This window comes from Alcaligenes sp. SORT26, from assembly GCF_017377875.1.
GTDB classification, from domain to species: domain Bacteria; phylum Pseudomonadota; class Gammaproteobacteria; order Burkholderiales; family Burkholderiaceae_B; genus Alcaligenes; species Alcaligenes parafaecalis.
The window spans coordinates 1,719,109-1,736,033 of sequence record NZ_CP070975.1 but is presented as its reverse complement, the minus strand read 5'-3'; the positions used below and the strand labels follow the sequence as shown (position 1 = coordinate 1,736,033).

Sequence of the window (16,925 nt, the reverse complement as noted above, 5' to 3'; positions counted from 1 at the left end):
GGGGAGGCAGCTATGAAAAAAGCAGTATTGCTGATGGCAATGGGGCTGGTGGCCAGCGTGGCAACGCAGGCAATGGCCGCAGAAGATCTGGCCAAAACCGGCGCAGAAGCCTGGAAGAATCTGAATTGCGCATCCTGTCATGGCGAGGATGCCAAAACACCGCTCAATCCTGAATACCCCATTCTGGCAGGCCAGCATGCAGATTATCTGCGGCAGGCCTTGATGGCGTATCAGCGTGGTCAGGCGGGAGCGCCCGCCACGGCCAATATCCGTAAAAATGCGGTGATGGGGGCGATGGCCAACACCATGAGTCAGGCTGATATTGACAGTATTTCTGTCTGGCTGTCGCGCCAGCCCGGGCCCTTGAGCAACAGAAAATAAGGCCGTGCGCGGCCTTAGTCGCGCGTGCTGTGGCGCAAAATCAATTCGATATAACGCTCGTTGTTCAGCGGTGTACCCAGACGTTGCGCCTCCCAGATCACCTCGCCCAGCGCTTCCATGATGATGTGCGTGGCGGCGTGCGGTTCGTGTCTGGCCAACAGGCGCTGATAGGCGCCCTTGATCCCCGGTGGTTGGTCAATGGATAACTGTTCATTGATGGCCAGATGCATGGACAAATGCAAAAAGGGATTGCTGCGCCCTTGCTCAACCGAGTAGTCCTGGTTGACGGCGTCGGTGTTGCGCAGGTCTTCGTGGTATTCGGGGTGCTGTTGCACCAGATCCACCGCCATGGTTTCCAGGGCGGTCAGCAGGTGACCACTTTGGTGCTTGTCCCAAGCTTCAATGAAAAATTGGCGAACCTGCTCGCGAGAGGGGTTGAACATGGTGGAGTCGAGAAAAAATAGTCAGAAAATGCGAATCTACGGCACGCATTTTACGCTGGTCTGTGGGGGCGGGAGGCTGATGCAAGCCATAATCAGGGCCGTGTAGAATGGATAAGTTGTCAAGAATGCAAGGATTTTTGGCAAGCTTTGAGTTTACAGGTGCCTGAATACGCGCGAATTAAGTTAAACTCTTATATAAGACTTCGGAAACGCAAAAGCGTTCCGTGTTTAGCTATCCCTAATATTGGAGCACAACTGGAGCATCCATGTCCTATCAGCATATCAAGATCCCCGCGTCGGGGCAGAAAATTACAGTTAACGCGGATTTTTCCCTGAATGTTCCCGATCAACCCATTATTCCTTACATCGAGGGTGATGGTACGGGCGTGGATATTTCGCCAGTCATGATCAAAGTGGTCGACGCTGCTGTTGCCAAAGCTTACGCTGGCAAGCGCAAGATCGAATGGATGGAAGTGTTCGCCGGTGAAAAATCCACCAAGGTGTACGGTTCCGACGTGTGGCTGCCAGAAGAAACTCTGGATGCCGTTAAAGACTACGTCGTATCCATCAAAGGCCCTCTGACCACTCCCGTTGGCGGTGGCATCCGTTCCCTGAACGTGGCCCTGCGTCAGCAACTGGACCTGTACGTCTGCCTGCGCCCAGTGCGCTACTTCAAAGGTGTTCCTTCGCCTGTGCGTGAGCCAGAAAAGACCGAAATGGTCATTTTCCGCGAGAACTCCGAAGACATTTACGCTGGTATCGAATTTGCTGCTGAGTCCGAAAGCGCCAAGAAGCTGATCGACTTCCTGCAAAACACCCTGGGCGTGAACAAGATCCGCTTTCCCAATACCTCCGGTATCGGTGTCAAGCCTGTGTCCCGCGAAGGTACCGAGCGCCTGGTGCGCAAGGCCATCCAGTACGCCATCGACAACGATCGCTCTTCCGTGACCATCGTGCACAAGGGCAACATCATGAAGTTCACCGAAGGTGGCTTCCGTGATTGGGCTTACGAACTGGCTCAAAAAGAATTCGGCGCTGAATTGATTGACGGCGGCCCATGGTGCAAATTCAAGAATCCCAAGACTGGTCGCGAGATCATCGTCAAGGATTCGATTGCTGACGCCTTCTTGCAACAGATCCTGCTGCGTCCTGCCGAGTACGACGTTATCGCCACACTGAACCTGAACGGCGACTACATCTCCGACGCTCTGGCTGCTCAAGTGGGTGGTATTGGTATCGCCCCCGGCGCCAACCTGTCCGACTCCGTGGCCATGTTCGAAGCTACCCACGGTACAGCTCCCAAGTACGCTGGCAAAGACTACGTGAACCCAGGTTCGCTGATTCTGTCCGCCGAAATGATGCTGCGTCACATGGGCTGGACCGAAGCTGCTGATCTGATCATCTCCAGCATGGAAAAATCCATCACCTCGCGTAAAGTGACGTATGACTTTGCCCGTCTGATGGAAGGCGCTACTCAAGTGTCCTGCTCCGGCTTTGGCGATGTCATGATCGAAAACATGTAATGAAAACAGGCTGTTAAAGCCGGTTCTCTACATGAGAAACCGCCGACCTTAGGGTCGGCGGTTTTTTTTCGTCTCATGCTTTGGTGGGCTGTTCTGCTCCTGTCTTTTCCTTATGATTTTACGCTCAAATTATTGTTGATCGTTAGTTTTATGCAATTAAAAATAAGAGGGATGTATGATTTTTTATAGGTGAAAACCCGAATAAATCCAATAAAACAAGTGGTTTTTACGGTTTCCATAATTATTAATATTGCGATTAATTGACGATAGCTATAAATTTGCCATATCAAATAATTCTAAGGAGCAGTTATGACTATCACAGGAGCTACATTGGTCGCCGAGCGCGAGCGGGTCACCGTTACCCAGGCACCATCTCGTCAGGAGACCGAGGAGATTCTGGGGCGCATCCATGAAATCGGCCCGCTGCTACGCGAGCTGGCCCCTCAGGCGGACCGTAATCGCATGTTGTCGGATGAGGCCGTTCAGGCTTTGGAATCCACCGGGGCCTGGCGCATTTCGGCCTTGAAGCGCTACGGCGGTTACGAGGGTGGGGCGGACATGCTCTTGCAGTGCGCCAGCGCCGTGGGCTATTACGATCCGGCGGCCGCCTGGTGTGTGGTGATCTCGAATGGTTCGGTCATGCTGGCCAACCGCTTTAGCGATGTCATGCTGGATGAGGTGTTTGCAGATGGCCCTATCCGTGCCGCATCCATTTTTGCCCAGCCGCAAGGCACGGCAACGCCGGACGGCGATGGCTGGCGCATTACGGGCAAGTGGCCTTTTGCCTCGAACAGCAACCACTCGGACTGGGCGCTGGGGATTCTGTTCATCAAGGAAAGCGAGCTGGTCGAGCCTACCGTAGGCTTTGTGCTGATGCGTCGTGATGAGTTTGAAATTCAGGACACCTGGTACACCATCGGCATGCGCGGTTCGGGTTCCAACACCATGGTGGCTGAAAACCTGTGGGTACCCAAAGAGCGCCTGATCACGTTTCAGCAACTGATGGGTGATGTGCAGGAGCAAGATCCCTCGGCCACGTTTGGTCGTCGTTTGACGCCACACCTGACCATGTCGACCTGCATCCAAGCACCATCGTTGGGGGCCGCTCAAGCCGCCGTGGATTTCACCAGTGGGGTTAGTGGCAAGCGCGGCATTACTTATACCCATTACAAGAAGCAGTCGGACTCGGGGGCGTTTGTGCAGAACCTGGGCACAGCCAGTATCCAGATTGATGGTGCCCGTTTACTGCTGGAGCGTGCTGCTGCACAGGTTGATGCTGCTGCCTCTGGCACAGTGCCCATGCCCTTGGAGTTGCGCGCCCGCCATCGCGCCGGGATCGGTCATGCTGGACACGAACTGGTGGATGCGGTGAACAATCTGTGCTGGTTGCATGGCACGGCCTCCTTCGCGGAAAACAGTCTGCTGGGCCGTATGTGGCGGGACATTAATACAGGTACTCGCCATGCCTCGATTACCGCGCCTATGGGGTATGAGCTGCACGGTAATGGCATGACTGGCACACCTTATATTTCCAACAAGCTCTAAGCCATGACGGCGACATTGCTGATCAATGCTCCCTCGCGTCGTTGTCGTGCCGATGGCGTAGAGGTGCAGGCTTGGTATGGCCTGCGTTACGCCCAAGGCACGCGTCGTTTTGAAGTGGCGCAGACGGCGACGGGGCGGGTGGCAGCGGCATCACTGGATCAGGTGCCTTTATTTCCGCAGCGCCCCAGCCGCCTTGCTGCGGTCATGGGCGCAGGCAGTGCCAATCCGCAATCTGAAGACGCTTATTTTTTGAATGTGTGGGCACCCGCCCAAGCGCAAGGTCTGCCCGTGCTGTTCTTTATCCACGGCGGTGCTTGGGTGAGTGGGGGCGCTTCTTTGGATTGGTATGACGGCACTCGCCTGGCAGCGCAGGGCATGGTGGTGGTCAATGTGAATTACCGTCTGGGTGCCTTGGGGCACTTGGGTGATGCACAAGCGGACGACTTGCCTTTGCCTGCAGCAGACCTGCTCCTGGCGCTGCAATGGGTGAAGGATCGTATTCATGCTTTTGGAGGCGACCCGGACAAGATTACCTTGATGGGGCAATCGGCAGGTGGTTGGTATGCGCATTTGCTCAGCGTGCTGGAGTCCACACGAGGCTGGGTTGATCGTGTGGCTTTACTCAGCATGGGAACACGCACGCCGTGGTCGCCCGAGCAGCAAAGAAAAACCACGGAACGCGTGCGACATAGCCTGGGTGATCAATGGCTGACGGCGGATGTCGATACCTTGATGCAGCACGGCATGATGGCCCTGGACAAAGAGCCGCCACGTTTGGCTCATGCGCCTTCGGCATTCTTGCCTGTGGCCAGTGCCGGGATGCCGCCGGATTTATTGAATCCTGGCTGGGCGGCGCAAGCCTGCCATGCACAGGCGGTGTATCTGCGCTGTACTGCTCAAGAGTCCTCGGTGTTCTTTTTTGATGTGCCTTTTCACCGGCAGGCGACGCAAGAGCAGGTGGATCAGGCTTTGGGTGTATGGCCTGTGGAAGATTTGCCTGCCAGTCTGCTGCGAAATGGGGTGTATCAGGGAGCAGAGTCGGGTCTGACGCCGTATCAGCAAGTTGTGGCAGCCTCGTCATGGTTGCAGTTTCAGCGTTTTCCTACGCAGTATGCGGCCAGCCTGAGGGCAGCGGGGCGCTCTGTGGTTTGGAATGACTTTACGGAACAAAGCCCGCTTGATGCGGTGTTCAGCGGGCATTGTTTTGATTTGCCGTTCCAGTTTGGCAACTTCCAGGCCTGGCAGGATGCGCCCATGATGCAGGGGGTGACGCAGGAGCAGTTTGAGCGTGTCGCCCAGAAATTGATGGGCGACATCGCTCGCTTTGCAGGGGCGTAACGAAAGGAGCGGGCTTATTCCGTGCCGCGGGCCTTCCAGTTTGGAATGGCCTGCTGCACGTGTTGCGCGCACAAAGGGCTAAGCAGTCTATGCAAATCACCAAACAATTTGCGGGCTGTATTGCCAACCCAGTTGTCTGGCAATAGTTCAGGTGCCAGGCCAGGATCCAGAAAGGGCAGTCGGCGCCAGCGTGTCACCATGGGCATATAGAGTCGGAAGGCTTCCAGAGGGTCGCCCGTGCCCTGGCGCAAAGCGGTTTGCCAGACTTCAACCTCGTGCTGATACGAGTTCAGGAAGGACTGGTACTCATTGGCCAGCTTGTCCCAATTCCACCAGCGGGAAATCTTTTCCTGAATATCGCTCAGGCCACTGGGTTCGCAGGTGAAGAGCTCGATGTAGGGCCAAAGCTGGTGCTCGCGTATATATTCGACAGCTTCTGCCTGCAAGCGCGCCGGGCCTATATACAGGCCCGCATTCACCGTACCAAAACCCATGCGGGCCAAGCCGGTACGAATCTTGTGACGGTTCTGGCGCTCGCTTTCAGGAACGGAGAAAGATACCAGCAGCCAGGGGTCGCGAATGTTCATGGAGGGCGAAGAAAAAATCCGCTCGTCCCCGGCTTGCATATGCGGTTCCAGCTCATCAGCCAAGGCATAGCCTTTGCCTGATGCTGCTTGCTGGCTGACCAGCACGCCTTTTTTCTTCAATCGGGAAATGGCGGATCGGACACTGGATGGCTCTGCGCCCAGATCAGCCAGTAGTTGCACTACGCTGGCGACGGGGATGATGACACCCGTGGGACGGGCGAACAGGCCGTAGAGCGTCAGAATGTAGTGGTGCGGGGCAAGTTGCTCGTGCTCGCCATGGTCTCGGCTGGCGATGAACTCATCAATCGCGACGCTTGCTTTCATTCTGTTTTCCGGTGGAGGGGCTGATCGCTACCCATTTTTGATAGTAGGTTTGTAGCGGGCCATTTTACCGTGCGTGCCCCGGCGGCGCTAGCGTGGCCGCATTCGAGGCTTGTTACGTCTTGTACGACAGGACTGCGGCATGGCCTTTCAGGGCAGGTTTTCCTCCAGCACGCTGTCCAACACCACGATGTCCTGAATATGTGGGGCGATGGCATCCAGCATGGCCTGATGAGCATCGCTCTCTCTGTAAGCATCCAGAGCTTCCTGAGTGCGGAATACAGACAGCAGGGCATGGCTGTAGCGCGCAGAGCTGCGCGACAAATTCGGCACCCACTCAAAGCGCTCTATGCCTGGACACTCCTGGCGTATGCGGATAAAGGCGTGATCCAGCTTGGGTGCCAGCTCCGGGCTGACAGGGGCGTGGGGTGCCATCAAAACGATATGTAGATACATGCTGTCCTTCTCGTTGGGGATAGGTCTTGTTGTCATGGCTCGGGCATTTGTTGATTCGATATTTTATTGCAAATAAATAATGACAGAACTTAATGCGCAATAATTTTTAGATGAATTGTATAGGCCTATAGCTTTTAAAACGACGAATTTTCACAGGGTTAACACCTAAAATAATCAGAAAATGGTGTTGATTACTAATTTTCTTATTGCAAATAAATGACGATCGAAACAAAATTGAGGCCAAGCGAGCAGGGTGAAATCAGGCTCGCCTCATTGTTGGGTTTTGAATTTTTAACGTCCGAGCAGAGGCATCGTCATGAAAGAAAACAGTATTGGGTTGGGAGCCAGGGCGGTACGCGAAGCCTTCGGACACTTTCCATCAGGGGTGGCTGCTATTGCGGCGGTGCTCGATGGCAAGCCGCAAGTCATTGTTGCGTCCAGTTTTTCCGTAGGGGTGTCGCTGGATCCACCCTTGGCCGCCTTTTTTGTGCAGAAAAGTTCCTCGACCTGGGCGTTGCTGTCACGCGCCTCGCGTCTGGGGGTATCTATTTTGAGTGCTGAGCATGCGGCCATTTGCCGCCAGTTGGCTGGGCCTGACAAGGACAGCCGCTTTAGCGATATCGAGGTCGAGTTGACCGAGGAGGGCGCCGTCCATCTACAAGGGGCATCTGTCTGGTTCGATTGCAGCGTGTTTCAGGTGCATCCAGCCGGGGACCATGATGCCGTGCAGTTGCTTATTCACGATGTGCAGATCGAACGCGAAATCTCGCCATTGATCTTTCATCGTTCTCGTTTCACGCAGTTGGTGGCCTAGGCCGCCGGATCAAAAACAAAAAACAAAACGTAATAAATAAAACCACAGTGAAGGGGACATCTCTTGGACGCACATACATCATCTTTGCGCGAGCAGCCCATGACTGCTGCGCAGCGTCGACGCGTTATTTTGGGGGTTGGGGCGGGTAACGCCCTGGAGTGGTACGACTGGACGGCGTATTCGATTTTTGCCGCCTATTTTGCCAAGCAGTTTTTTCATAGTGAGGACCCGCTGGCAGCCTTGCTGGGCACGCTGGCGGTGTTTGCCGTGGGCTTTTTCATGCGCCCGCTGGGAGGCATCTTTTTTGGCTGGCTGGCGGACCGCAAAGGGCGACGTTTCACCATGACCTTGTCCATGCTGGTGACAGCCCTGGGCAGTCTGGTGATTGGTATTGCACCTACTTATGACATGGTTGGCCCGATTGCCGCTCTGTTCTTGTTGATGGGGCGTTTGCTGCAAGGGATTGGTCACGGCGGGGAGGTGGTTTCTTCCTTTACCTATGTCACCGAAATGGCGCCCGCTCACAAGCGTGGGCTGTGGTCCTCATCCGTTTTTGTCTTTGTCACGATAGGGGTGCTGGCCGCCGTTCTGCTCAGTGCCTGCCTGACCAGCATGCTGGGCGAGGATGTAGTCCGGGCCTGGGCCTGGCGAGTTCCTTTTGTCCTGGGTGGTGCCTTGGGGGTATATGCGCTGTATCTGCGCAGAAAGCTGGATGAAACCCCCATGTTCAAAGCCCGTCAGGCTGCAGCGAAAGCGTCGGGCAAAACGGCACGTCCTGGTGCGCGCGTGTTCTGGGCCGAGGTCTGGAAATACCGTAGTGCTTGCTTGCGGGTTTTTGCCTTATCAGCAGGCGGCACGGTGTTGTATTACGTGTGGGCAATTATGGCCCCTACCTTTGCCATTACTTCTCTGGGCATGCCTGCCGCCAAGGTGATGTGGGTGGGGGTGGGAGCCAATCTGTTCCTGATCTTGTGCCTGATTTTCTGGGGAGCGTTTTCAGATCGTTTTGGACGCAAGGCGAACTGGTACTTTTTTTCCATCGGCTCAATCATCAGCATTATTCCGCTGACGATGGTGCTGACAGGCGGCCAAGGCGAGATCTGGCGTCTGGTGGTGTTCATGGCAGGCGGCATGCTCTTGATCTCGGCACCCACCGCCATCATGCCCGCCTTTTTCCCCGAGCAGTTTCCGACCCGTATTCGTGCGGTCGCCATGGGCTTGCCGTATTCGGTCGCCGGGGCTTTGACGGGTGGGACGGCTCCCTATCTGCAAGCTTGGCTGCACTCCATCAATCAAAAGCAGGTCTTTGACTGGTACTTGATTGGTCTGTGTGTCCTGGCTTTGTGGGCCACCATTGCCTCACCCGAGACCAAGGGTAAGGATCTGCACGACTAAGACGATAGATACGGGCGCTGCCTGGCTGGAATAGCCGCGCAGCGCCTTTTTGAGTTTTCAAGGAGTAGTGAGATGTTGCGTGAACATATTGAAGGCAAGTGGATTGCTGACTTTGTAGAGGTGTTTGGACTGTGCAAGGTGCAGCCCGGCGAAATGGCGGTGGTGCTGTCCGAGACGCAATCGCGCTCGGTACTGGCCGAGCTGGCCGAGTTGGCCCTGACGCAAATGGGTGCACGGGTATGCCATGTCAAACTGGTCTCCCCACGTTTGAAAAGCAATATCGCTTTGCGCTCTACCGGGACTTCTCTGGCTCTGGAAGGCATGGACCCGATTGTTCAGGCTTTGGCAGGGAGCCAGTTTATTGTGGACTGCACGGTAGAGGGGCTGCTGCATTCGCCTGAACGTGCGGCACTGCTGGCCAAAGGTGCCCGCATCATGATGATCAGCGACGAACATCCCGAGATTCTGGAGCGGGTCAAACCCAGTCCCTACCTGCAAGGCAAATGCGATATTGGCGGCAAGCTGATTACGGATGCCAGCGTCATGCACATTCATTCCGAGGCCGGTACAGATTTGACGGTCAGCTTGGCGGGTGTGATTGGCCGTGGTAGCGCGGGTATTGCGGATAAACCGGGCAGCTTTGGTTATTGGCCTGCTGGCTTGTGCATTTGCTATCCCAGCAATGGCAGTGTAAATGGCACCTTGGTGCTGGATAGTGGGGATGTGAATCTGACCTTCAAGCGCTATCTGGAATCGGCTGTCACGCTGCGTATCGAAAATGATTACGTTGTAGCCATTGAGGGCAAGGGCGTGGATGCTGATTTGATCCGCTCTTACTATGCAAGCTGGAATGATAAAGATGCTTATGCGGTCAGCCACGTAGGCTGGGGCATGGCACCGGCAGCTCGTTGGGATTCCTTGGCCATGTATGACAAGCGCGATACCAATGGCACAGAACTGCGCGCCTTTGCAGGCAACTTCCTCTTTTCGACCGGTGCGAATCCTGCGGCAGGCCGTTTCTCCGATTGCCACTTTGACTATCCAATGCGCAATTGCACGGTCAGCCTGGATGGCCGGGAAGTGGTCAGCAAAGGTGTATTGCAGGGCGATCTGGCCTGAAACCCCGGCACGGATGGCAACAGCAGGGGAATGGGCCTACAGAGCCTGGCCTGCTGAGGCCGCCCTTTGATATTCCGTGGTACAAAACCAAGCTCAATGGTTTATGGCTATACCGTTCAATAGTCATCAAGCTGTTCAGGCTTGTCGCTGCGTGGTTTTGTGTGAGAGCAGCATGATCAAGCCTCGCTTCGTTTTCAAGGGTACGGATTATGCGCGAAGGATTGGAAAAACTACTGGCTGCAGGCAAGGATAATGCCTTGCTGCGCTTTGGTCTGGGTAATGCATGTATGGGTGAAGGCGATCTGGAAGCGGCTCGCGAGCATTTGTCTAAAGCCGTGGAAATGAATCCGCGTTACACCGCTGCCTGGAAGCTGTTGGGCCGGGTGCTGGTGAACCTGGAGCAATTCAAACAGGCCAAGGAAATTCTGGAGCAGGGTTTGGAGATTGCCCAGGAGCAGGGCGATAAACAGGCAGAGAAAGAAATGCAGGTGTTTTTGAAGCGTGCCGTGAAGGCTTTGGGCGAGTCAGCCGCGTAATGGGCTGTGTCTGCTGCATCTGACGTTTTCTTACCATGCGGGTATCAGTGCATTCCCTAAGTGTGACAGCTTTATAAATGGGGCACAATACGTTTCATGCAGGTGAGGAGACATAGCCCCGCAAAGCTGGGCAATAAAGACCGAAATAAAACGGTCACTATTATAAAAGCAATAGGCAGTACAACATAACAACAACAAAAAAAAGGCCAGCGAAAGCTGGCCTTTTTTACGTCTGTACCTAATGAAAAAAATCAAACACTGGGTTCAGACATGGCTTGCAGCACCAGCTTGACGGCACCTTGCCCACCCTCATTGGGTGCGCATTCCATATAAGCCAGAACGCTGGGCAACTGGGTCAACCAGCGACGCACGGCATGACGCAAGACCGGTTCGCCATTGCGCGAGCCGTAGCCCGTGCCATGGACAATGCGTACACAGCGCACACCATGCTCCAGACAGGAGCGTAGAAAATTATCCAGGCGTTCGCGGGCCTGTTCCAGATCGGAACCGTGCAAGTCCAGGCTGGACTCAATCGGCCAACGGTTGCGCTCCAGGTCACGCAACACATCAGTGCCACAGCCGGGGCGCAGGTGTCGGAGATCGTTGGTTTCGCCTTGCACGCTGACATACTGATCCGAGGCTTGCGGCAGGGCAGGCGCATTGATGGGCGCACCCACGGCGTGGCGACGGCGTTGTTCCAACTGTTCCGGGCTGGCTGCCGGGCGGCTCATCACCGTGGTTTGGCCACGTTTTTTTAAAGGAGCGACATCGCGCATGGACTGGCGTAGCCAGGCTCTATCGCTGGGGTCCAATAAAGAAACAGGGTCTTCGGTCGCTGCGGCGTTGCTGGCAGGAGCCTGTTTGGCTGGCTTGCCACCGGGGTCTGGCGGGCGGGGACGCTTGCGAGCTTGGGGACGGGCGGGGGCAGCGGGCGGATTGAGATCCTGGCGGACCTGACCTTGCAACTTCTTCAGGTCTGCCAGGCTACGGCCTACTGCTTTGGGCTTACTTGTTTTCATCCAACCAGCGCTGTGCGTCCAGCGCAGCCATGCAACCGCTGGCTGCGCTGGTGATGGCCTGACGGTAGATATTGTCTTGCACGTCGCCTGCTGCGAACACGCCAGGAACGGAAGTCATGGTGGCCATGCCTTTCAGACCGCTACGAGTTGTGATGTAGCCGTCGTGCATATCCAGCTTGCCTTCAAAGATTCCGGTGTTGGGCTTGTGGCCGATGGCGATAAACGCGCCGGTCACGGCTAAATCTTCCGTGGCCTGGGTCTGGTTGTTGACGATGCGCACACCGGTCACGCCAGAGGCGTCACCCAGCACTTCTTGCAATTCGCTGTGCAGTTTCAGGCGGATATTGCCGTTCTGGACGCGATCCATCAGCTTGTCAGTCAGGATGGGCTCGGAGCGGAAGGTGTCGCGACGGTGAATCAGCGTCACAGTCTTGCAAATATTGGACAGGTACAGGGCTTCTTCCACGGCGGTATTGCCACCACCGACCACGGCCACGTCCTGGTTCTTGTAGAAGAAACCGTCACACGTCGCGCAGCCGGACACACCACGGCCCATGAATTCCTGCTCTGTTGGCAGACCCAGGTACTGAGCCGAGGCGCCTGTCGCAATAATCAGCGAATCGCAGGTGTAGACTGTGCCACTATCCCCATTCAGGGTCAGGGGGCGGGTGGACAGATCAACCGAAGACACCATGTCAAAGATTAATTCTGTTTCGAATCGTTCCGCATGAGCCTGGAAACGTGCCATAAGATCAGGTCCCTGGACACCTTGGGCATCGGCTGGCCAGTTATCTACATCCGTGGTGGTCATCAGTTGGCCACCTTGCTCCATGCCAGTGACCAAGACGGGGTTGAGGTTGGCGCGGGCTGCGTAGATCGCTGCGGTATAGCCGGCCGGGCCTGAGCCCAGAATGAGTACTTTTGCGTGCTTAGTAGTCGACATCACAGAAAATCCGAAAAAGACGATCTCCAATTATAATGAGTCCATGGCAAGAATACCTGCAACATCCCCTCGTTCGTCCCGGTCATCCAAAAATGTGCGCAATGGGCCTTCTGCCCTGCAGCAGCGCCTGACAGGACTGCTGCGCGAAGCACGGTGGATTATCTTCGCTGCCCTGGCGGCCTGGCTTGGTCTGGTACTGGCGACCTGGGACCCGGGCGATCCCGGCTGGTCGCATTCCGTGCATTCGGGGCTGATCCAAAACGGCGGGGGCATTTTTGGTGCCCACATCGCCGATTTTCTCTTGTTTCTATTTGGTCTGACGGCCTGGCTCTGGGTGGTGCTGCTGGTACAGCGCGTCGCCGTGGGTTTTTATCGTCTGACGGCCTTGTTGCTGCCCAGCACCAAAAACGAGGACGTTCTGCCTCGGGTGCGTTGGGAAATTGGCATAGGCTTTTTCTTTTTGTTTCTGGGCAGCATGGGCCTGGAATCGCTGTTTTTTAAAGATCTGGGCCAGCAATGGCAGCTCCCAGCGGGAGCTGGCGGGCAGTTAGGCCAATTATTATCGCAACTATTAGTAACTTCCATAGGTTTTGGTGGCGCCACGTTGGTGCTGATGGGACTGCTCGCCGGTGGAGCCAGTTTGTTCTTCGGTTTCTCCTGGCTGACGCTGGCTGAACGCCTGGGTGGTTTCATCGAGGGGGCGATTCGCCGCGTGATGACGTTGTGGTCGGCCCGTCAGGATCGCCGTGTGGGCGAGGTCAAACGTGCCGAGCGTACAGAAAGCGTGGTGGCCAAACAGGAACAACTGGTTCACGAGCAGCCGGTGCGTATCGAACCGGCTTTTGTGGCTGTGCCCAAGTCCGAGCGTGTCGAGAAAGAAAAGCAACAGACGCTATTCAAGGCACCGCGTCAGGCAGGAGAGGCGGGCGATTTGCCTCCTTTATCCTTGCTGGACCCGGCTACAGACAATGTAGAGACCGTGTCGCAGGAAACGATTGAATTCACCTCGCGCCTGATTGAAAAGAAATTGTCCGACTTCGGTGTTGCTGTAACGGTGGTGGCGGCTCAGGCCGGTCCTGTGATTACGCGTTACGAGATCGAGCCAGCTACGGGTGTCAAAGGTAGCCAGATCGTGAATCTGGCTAAAGACCTGGCCCGTGCCTTGAGTCTGGTCAGCATTCGTGTGGTCGAGACGATTCCCGGTAAGAACCTGATGGGTCTGGAACTGCCTAATCCCCGCCGCCAAATGGTGCGCCTGGAGGAGATCGTTGGCTCCCAGACTTATCACAGCAGCGCCTCCTTACTGACCATGGCTTTGGGCAAGGACATTGCGGGTAAGCCTGTGGTGGCGGATTTGGCCAAAATGCCTCACCTGCTGGTCGCTGGTACCACTGGTTCCGGTAAGTCGGTGGGGATCAACGCCATGATTCTGTCGCTGCTCTACAAGGCAGACCCGGCCGATGTGCGCCTGATCCTGATCGACCCCAAGATGCTGGAAATGAGTGTCTATGAAGGCATCCCTCATTTGCTGGCACCGGTGGTCACGGACATGCGTCTGGCGTCCAACGCCTTGAACTGGTGTGTGGCCGAAATGGAAAAACGCTACCGCTTGATGAGCAAGCTGGGTGTGCGCAATCTGGCCGGTTACAACGCCAAGATACGCGAAGCGCAAAAGCGTGATGAGCCTATCCCCAATCCTTTCTCCTTGACGCCGGATGCTCCCGAGCCACTGTCCGTTCTGCCCATGATCGTTGTCATTATTGACGAGCTGGCCGACCTGATGATGGTGCAGGGCAAGAAGATCGAAGAGTTGATTGCCCGTTTGGCCCAGAAGGCCCGTGCGGCTGGTATTCACCTGATTCTGGCTACGCAGCGTCCTAGCGTGGACGTAATTACGGGTCTGATCAAGGCGAACATTCCGACCCGTATCGCTTTCCAGGTGTCCTCCAAGATCGACTCGCGCACCATTCTGGATCAGATGGGGGCGGAAACCTTGCTGGGCATGGGCGATATGCTTTATCTGCCTCCCGGTACAGGCTTGCCCAAACGTGTGCATGGCGCTTTTGTCAGCGATGAGGAAGTTCATCGCGTGGTCGAGCACCTGAAAGAACACGGCGAGCCTGATTACATTGAAGGCCTGCTGGAAGGTGCTATCGAAGGCGAATCGGCTGATGGCGTCAACCCGGTTACCGGCATGGCAGATGCTGAAGCAGACCCGCTGTACGACCAGGCTGTTCAGGTCATTATCAAGAATCGTCGCGCCTCGATTTCCTCGGTGCAGCGTCATTTGCGTATCGGTTACAACCGGGCAGCCCGACTGCTGGAACAAATGGAGCAGGCCGGTCTGGTATCGGCTATGCAGCCTAACGGTAACCGCGAAATTCTGGTCCCCGCAGGAGGTGCCAAAGATGAAGATTAAGACACTACTGGCCAGCATGTTGCTGGCCGCTACACCTGCCTTGACCATGGCCGCGTCGGCCAGCGAACAATTGCGCTCGTTTGTGCAGGATGTGAGCGCTGCCAAGGGAGAGTTCTCCCAGCGTACGGTTGACAGCAATGGTCAGTCCAAAGGGGCACCGCAATCCGGGCAATTCGTGTTTCAGCGCCCCGGCCAGTTCAAATGGCATGTGCAACGGCCTTATGAGCAGTTGATCGTGTCGGACGGCAAGGTTCTTTATCAATACGACCCGGATCTGGCTCAAGTCACCGAGCGCGGTGTGGATCAATCCATCGGCGCTTCGCCTGCGGCGATCCTGTTTGGTACGGGCAATCTGGAAGAGTCCTTCCGTCTGGTTGAGCAAGATGCACGAGACGGGTTGGAGTGGATACGGGCAACGCCTTTGCAAAGCGATGCAGGTTTCTCTTACGTGGATATCGGCTTCAAGGGCCGTGAGCCGCGTCGTCTGGAATTGCAGGATTCGTTTGGGCAAACGACCTATATCGACTTCACCAATCTGGACCCTAATCCCCGTATTACCTTGGGCACTTTTACCTTCAAGGCACCTGCCGGGGTTGATGTTGTCTCCATGCCTTGAGGCGCAATCAGTTCTTGCGCAGAGATAGCCGGGGTCAGCCTCTTGCTGACTCCAGCAAATCAAGTTTTCAATACAGACCTGGCTCGTTTGGCCAGGTCTTGCCATTTTAGGAAGGGCGATCGCCATGCGTGATTTGTTCGCTCAAGAACCCTCCGCACCTTTAGCCGAAGCCTTGCGCCCCAAGACCCTGGATCAGGTGGTGGGGCAGTCTCATTTGCTGGGCGAGGGCAAGCCACTACGTTTGGCTTTCCAGTCTGGTAAACCGCACTCCATGATTTTCTGGGGGCCACCCGGCGTGGGTAAAACCACCTTGGCACGGCTGACAGCCAGCGCCTTCGAGTGCGAGTTCATCGCCTTGTCTGCTGTGTTTTCGGGCGTGAAAGATATTCGTGCGGCCATGGAGCAGGCTCAGCAGAACCTGGCCATGGGCAAGCACACCATCCTGTTTGTGGATGAGATTCATCGGTTCAACAAGTCCCAGCAGGATGCGCTCTTGCCGTACGCAGAAAGCGGGCTGGTGACTTTTATTGGTGCCACAACGGAAAACCCGTCTTTCGAGGTGAATTCCGCCTTGCTGTCCCGGGCGCAGGTCTATGTGCTCAAGTCCCTGACGGACGACGAGCTAAAGCTGTTGCTGCGCCGCGTACAAGAGCAAAACGCCCTGGAAGGCTTGGAGTTTGAGGATCAAGCCGTTGAAACCCTGGTGGGCTATGCCGATGGAGACGCACGTCGCTTTCTGAATCTGTTGGAGCAAACCAATACCGCTGCCAAGACTTCGGGAACGGCACTCGTCACCACCGATTTTCTACAAAATGCGCTGACTTTGAATTCCAGGCGTTTTGACAAGGGGGGCGATAATTTCTACGACCAGATTTCTGCCCTGCATAAATCGGTGCGTGGCTCCAACCCGGACGCCGCCTTGTATTGGCTGACTCGCATGCTGGATGGCGGAGCGGATGCCCGCTATTTGTCGCGCCGTATCATTCGTATGGCTTGGGAAGATATTGGTCTCGCCGACCCGCGTGCCATGCAAATTGCTAACGACGCCGCCTTGACCTTCGAGCGCCTGGGTAGCCCGGAGGGCGAGCTGGCCTTAGGGCAGGCCGTGATTTATCTGGCGATAGCTGCCAAGAGTAATGCTGGCTATATGGCGTACAACCAGGCCCGAGCCTTTGTGAAACAGGATAAAAGCCGCGAAGTACCCGTGCATTTGCGTAACGCCCCAACCAAGCTGATGAAAGAGCTGGGCCACGGTCATGCGTATCGCTATGCCCATGATGAGCCCAATGCCTACGCCGCTGGTGAGACCTATTTGCCAGACGGGATTCCCGATCCGCATTGGTATCAGCCTGTGCCGCGTGGCCTGGAAATCAAGATTGCTGAAAAAATGGACCGCTTGCGCCAACTGGACGAGCAGGCCGGTAAAAAAGATACCTAAGACAGGGCAGGCCGATGCTTGGCCTGTCACCC

16 protein-coding genes are annotated in these 16,925 nt (G+C 55.8%); 11 read left to right on the top strand and 5 right to left on the bottom strand.

What is annotated here, in order from left to right; translation table 11 throughout:
• Positions 1-12: 12 nt before the first annotated feature.
• Positions 13-381: a c-type cytochrome gene (locus JYG33_RS08085; protein WP_207875448.1), complete on the top strand. Its 369-nt coding sequence runs from the start codon at positions 13-15 to the stop codon at positions 379-381.
• Between the two features lie 14 nt (positions 382-395).
• Here the strand turns inward: JYG33_RS08085 and JYG33_RS08080 are convergent, their stop codons facing one another.
• Positions 396-824, bottom strand: a complete 429-nt coding sequence (locus JYG33_RS08080; protein ID WP_207875447.1) for a DUF1841 family protein — start codon at positions 822-824, stop codon at positions 396-398.
• A 266-nt stretch (positions 825-1,090) separates the two neighbouring features.
• Between JYG33_RS08080 and icd the strand changes: the two genes are divergently transcribed.
• The 3 genes from icd to JYG33_RS08065 all read left to right on the top strand — a co-directional run bounded on the left by icd (position 1,091) and on the right by JYG33_RS08065 (position 5,230).
• A complete protein-coding gene (gene icd / locus JYG33_RS08075) occupies positions 1,091-2,347 on the top strand; it encodes an NADP-dependent isocitrate dehydrogenase (RefSeq protein ID WP_153230705.1) in 1,257 nt (418 codons plus the stop codon).
• Between the two features lie 309 nt (positions 2,348-2,656).
• Positions 2,657-3,892 (top strand): acyl-CoA dehydrogenase, encoded by a 1,236-nt coding sequence (locus JYG33_RS08070; protein ID WP_207875446.1) that lies wholly within the window; start codon positions 2,657-2,659, stop codon positions 3,890-3,892.
• A gap of 3 nt (positions 3,893-3,895) precedes the next feature.
• Entirely contained in the window at positions 3,896-5,230 is a 1,335-nt protein-coding gene (locus tag JYG33_RS08065) for a carboxylesterase family protein (RefSeq protein ID WP_207875445.1), read from the top strand.
• A 14-nt stretch (positions 5,231-5,244) separates the two neighbouring features.
• On the opposite strand, the gene JYG33_RS08060 is transcribed toward JYG33_RS08065, so the two are convergent.
• The gene (locus tag JYG33_RS08060) at positions 5,245-6,141 is read right to left on the bottom strand and encodes a PaaX family transcriptional regulator C-terminal domain-containing protein (protein ID WP_207875444.1); all 897 of its coding nucleotides are present in this window, start codon (positions 6,139-6,141) and stop codon (positions 5,245-5,247) included.
• A 147-nt stretch (positions 6,142-6,288) separates the two neighbouring features.
• Positions 6,289-6,594: a Dabb family protein gene (locus JYG33_RS08055; protein ID WP_207875443.1), complete on the bottom strand. Its 306-nt coding sequence runs from the start codon at positions 6,592-6,594 to the stop codon at positions 6,289-6,291.
• A 316-nt stretch (positions 6,595-6,910) separates the two neighbouring features.
• Between JYG33_RS08055 and JYG33_RS08050 the strand changes: the two genes are divergently transcribed.
• From JYG33_RS08050 to JYG33_RS08035, 4 genes are all read left to right on the top strand, one after another.
• Complete coding sequence (locus JYG33_RS08050) at positions 6,911-7,408, top strand: flavin reductase family protein (protein WP_207875442.1); 498 nt, start codon at positions 6,911-6,913, stop codon at positions 7,406-7,408.
• 63 nt (positions 7,409-7,471) lie between these two features.
• Positions 7,472-8,803 (top strand): MFS transporter, encoded by a 1,332-nt coding sequence (locus JYG33_RS08045; protein ID WP_222666885.1) that lies wholly within the window; start codon positions 7,472-7,474, stop codon positions 8,801-8,803.
• A 72-nt stretch (positions 8,804-8,875) separates the two neighbouring features.
• Positions 8,876-9,922, top strand: coding sequence for a peptidase M29 (locus JYG33_RS08040; protein ID WP_207875441.1), 1,047 nt, complete (start codon positions 8,876-8,878; stop codon positions 9,920-9,922).
• A 209-nt stretch (positions 9,923-10,131) separates the two neighbouring features.
• A complete protein-coding gene (locus JYG33_RS08035; RefSeq protein WP_207875440.1) occupies positions 10,132-10,458 on the top strand; it encodes a tetratricopeptide repeat protein in 327 nt (108 codons plus the stop codon).
• Positions 10,459-10,709: 251 nt separating this feature from the next.
• Here JYG33_RS08035 and JYG33_RS08030 read toward each other — a convergent pair whose 3' ends face one another.
• Positions 10,710-11,477 (bottom strand): Smr/MutS family protein, encoded by a 768-nt coding sequence (locus JYG33_RS08030; protein ID WP_207875439.1) that lies wholly within the window; start codon positions 11,475-11,477, stop codon positions 10,710-10,712.
• Positions 11,464-12,420: a thioredoxin-disulfide reductase gene (gene trxB / locus JYG33_RS08025; RefSeq protein ID WP_045930262.1), complete on the bottom strand. Its 957-nt coding sequence runs from the start codon at positions 12,418-12,420 to the stop codon at positions 11,464-11,466. Before trxB ends, JYG33_RS08030 begins: the two co-directional genes overlap by 14 nt.
• Before the next feature lie 43 nt (positions 12,421-12,463).
• On the opposite strand from trxB, the gene JYG33_RS08020 reads away from it, so the two are divergent.
• From JYG33_RS08020 to JYG33_RS08010, 3 genes are all read left to right on the top strand, one after another.
• Positions 12,464-14,839 carry a DNA translocase FtsK gene (locus tag JYG33_RS08020; protein ID WP_207875438.1) on the top strand — a complete coding sequence of 792 codons (2,376 nt, stop codon included), beginning with the start codon at positions 12,464-12,466 and terminating at the stop codon, positions 14,837-14,839.
• The gene (lolA, locus tag JYG33_RS08015; RefSeq protein ID WP_207875437.1) at positions 14,829-15,455 is read left to right on the top strand and encodes an outer membrane lipoprotein chaperone LolA; all 627 of its coding nucleotides are present in this window, start codon (positions 14,829-14,831) and stop codon (positions 15,453-15,455) included. The genes JYG33_RS08020 and lolA overlap by 11 nt, the downstream gene beginning before the upstream one ends.
• A gap of 124 nt (positions 15,456-15,579) precedes the next feature.
• On the top strand, positions 15,580-16,893 hold the full coding sequence (locus JYG33_RS08010; protein ID WP_207875436.1) for a replication-associated recombination protein A: 1,314 nt from the start codon (positions 15,580-15,582) through the stop codon (positions 16,891-16,893).
• Positions 16,894-16,925 lie beyond the last annotated feature (32 nt).

Coding starts and splice junctions, on each gene's coding strand:
- JYG33_RS08085 (WP_207875448.1), top strand. CDS start 13: ATGAAAAAAGCAGTATTGCTGATGGCAATGGGGCTGGTGGCCAGCGTG.
- JYG33_RS08080 (WP_207875447.1), bottom strand. CDS start 824: ATGTTCAACCCCTCTCGCGAGCAGGTTCGCCAATTTTTCATTGAAGCT.
- icd (WP_153230705.1), top strand. CDS start 1,091: ATGTCCTATCAGCATATCAAGATCCCCGCGTCGGGGCAGAAAATTACA.
- JYG33_RS08070 (WP_207875446.1), top strand. CDS start 2,657: ATGACTATCACAGGAGCTACATTGGTCGCCGAGCGCGAGCGGGTCACC.
- JYG33_RS08065 (WP_207875445.1), top strand. CDS start 3,896: ATGACGGCGACATTGCTGATCAATGCTCCCTCGCGTCGTTGTCGTGCC.
- JYG33_RS08060 (WP_207875444.1), bottom strand. CDS start 6,141: ATGAAAGCAAGCGTCGCGATTGATGAGTTCATCGCCAGCCGAGACCAT.
- JYG33_RS08055 (WP_207875443.1), bottom strand. CDS start 6,594: ATGTATCTACATATCGTTTTGATGGCACCCCACGCCCCTGTCAGCCCG.
- JYG33_RS08050 (WP_207875442.1), top strand. CDS start 6,911: ATGAAAGAAAACAGTATTGGGTTGGGAGCCAGGGCGGTACGCGAAGCC.
- JYG33_RS08040 (WP_207875441.1), top strand. CDS start 8,876: ATGTTGCGTGAACATATTGAAGGCAAGTGGATTGCTGACTTTGTAGAG.
- JYG33_RS08035 (WP_207875440.1), top strand. CDS start 10,132: ATGCGCGAAGGATTGGAAAAACTACTGGCTGCAGGCAAGGATAATGCC.
- JYG33_RS08030 (WP_207875439.1), bottom strand. CDS start 11,477: ATGAAAACAAGTAAGCCCAAAGCAGTAGGCCGTAGCCTGGCAGACCTG.
- trxB (WP_045930262.1), bottom strand. CDS start 12,420: ATGTCGACTACTAAGCACGCAAAAGTACTCATTCTGGGCTCAGGCCCG.
- JYG33_RS08020 (WP_207875438.1), top strand. CDS start 12,464: ATGGCAAGAATACCTGCAACATCCCCTCGTTCGTCCCGGTCATCCAAA.
- lolA (WP_207875437.1), top strand. CDS start 14,829: ATGAAGATTAAGACACTACTGGCCAGCATGTTGCTGGCCGCTACACCT.
- JYG33_RS08010 (WP_207875436.1), top strand. CDS start 15,580: ATGCGTGATTTGTTCGCTCAAGAACCCTCCGCACCTTTAGCCGAAGCC.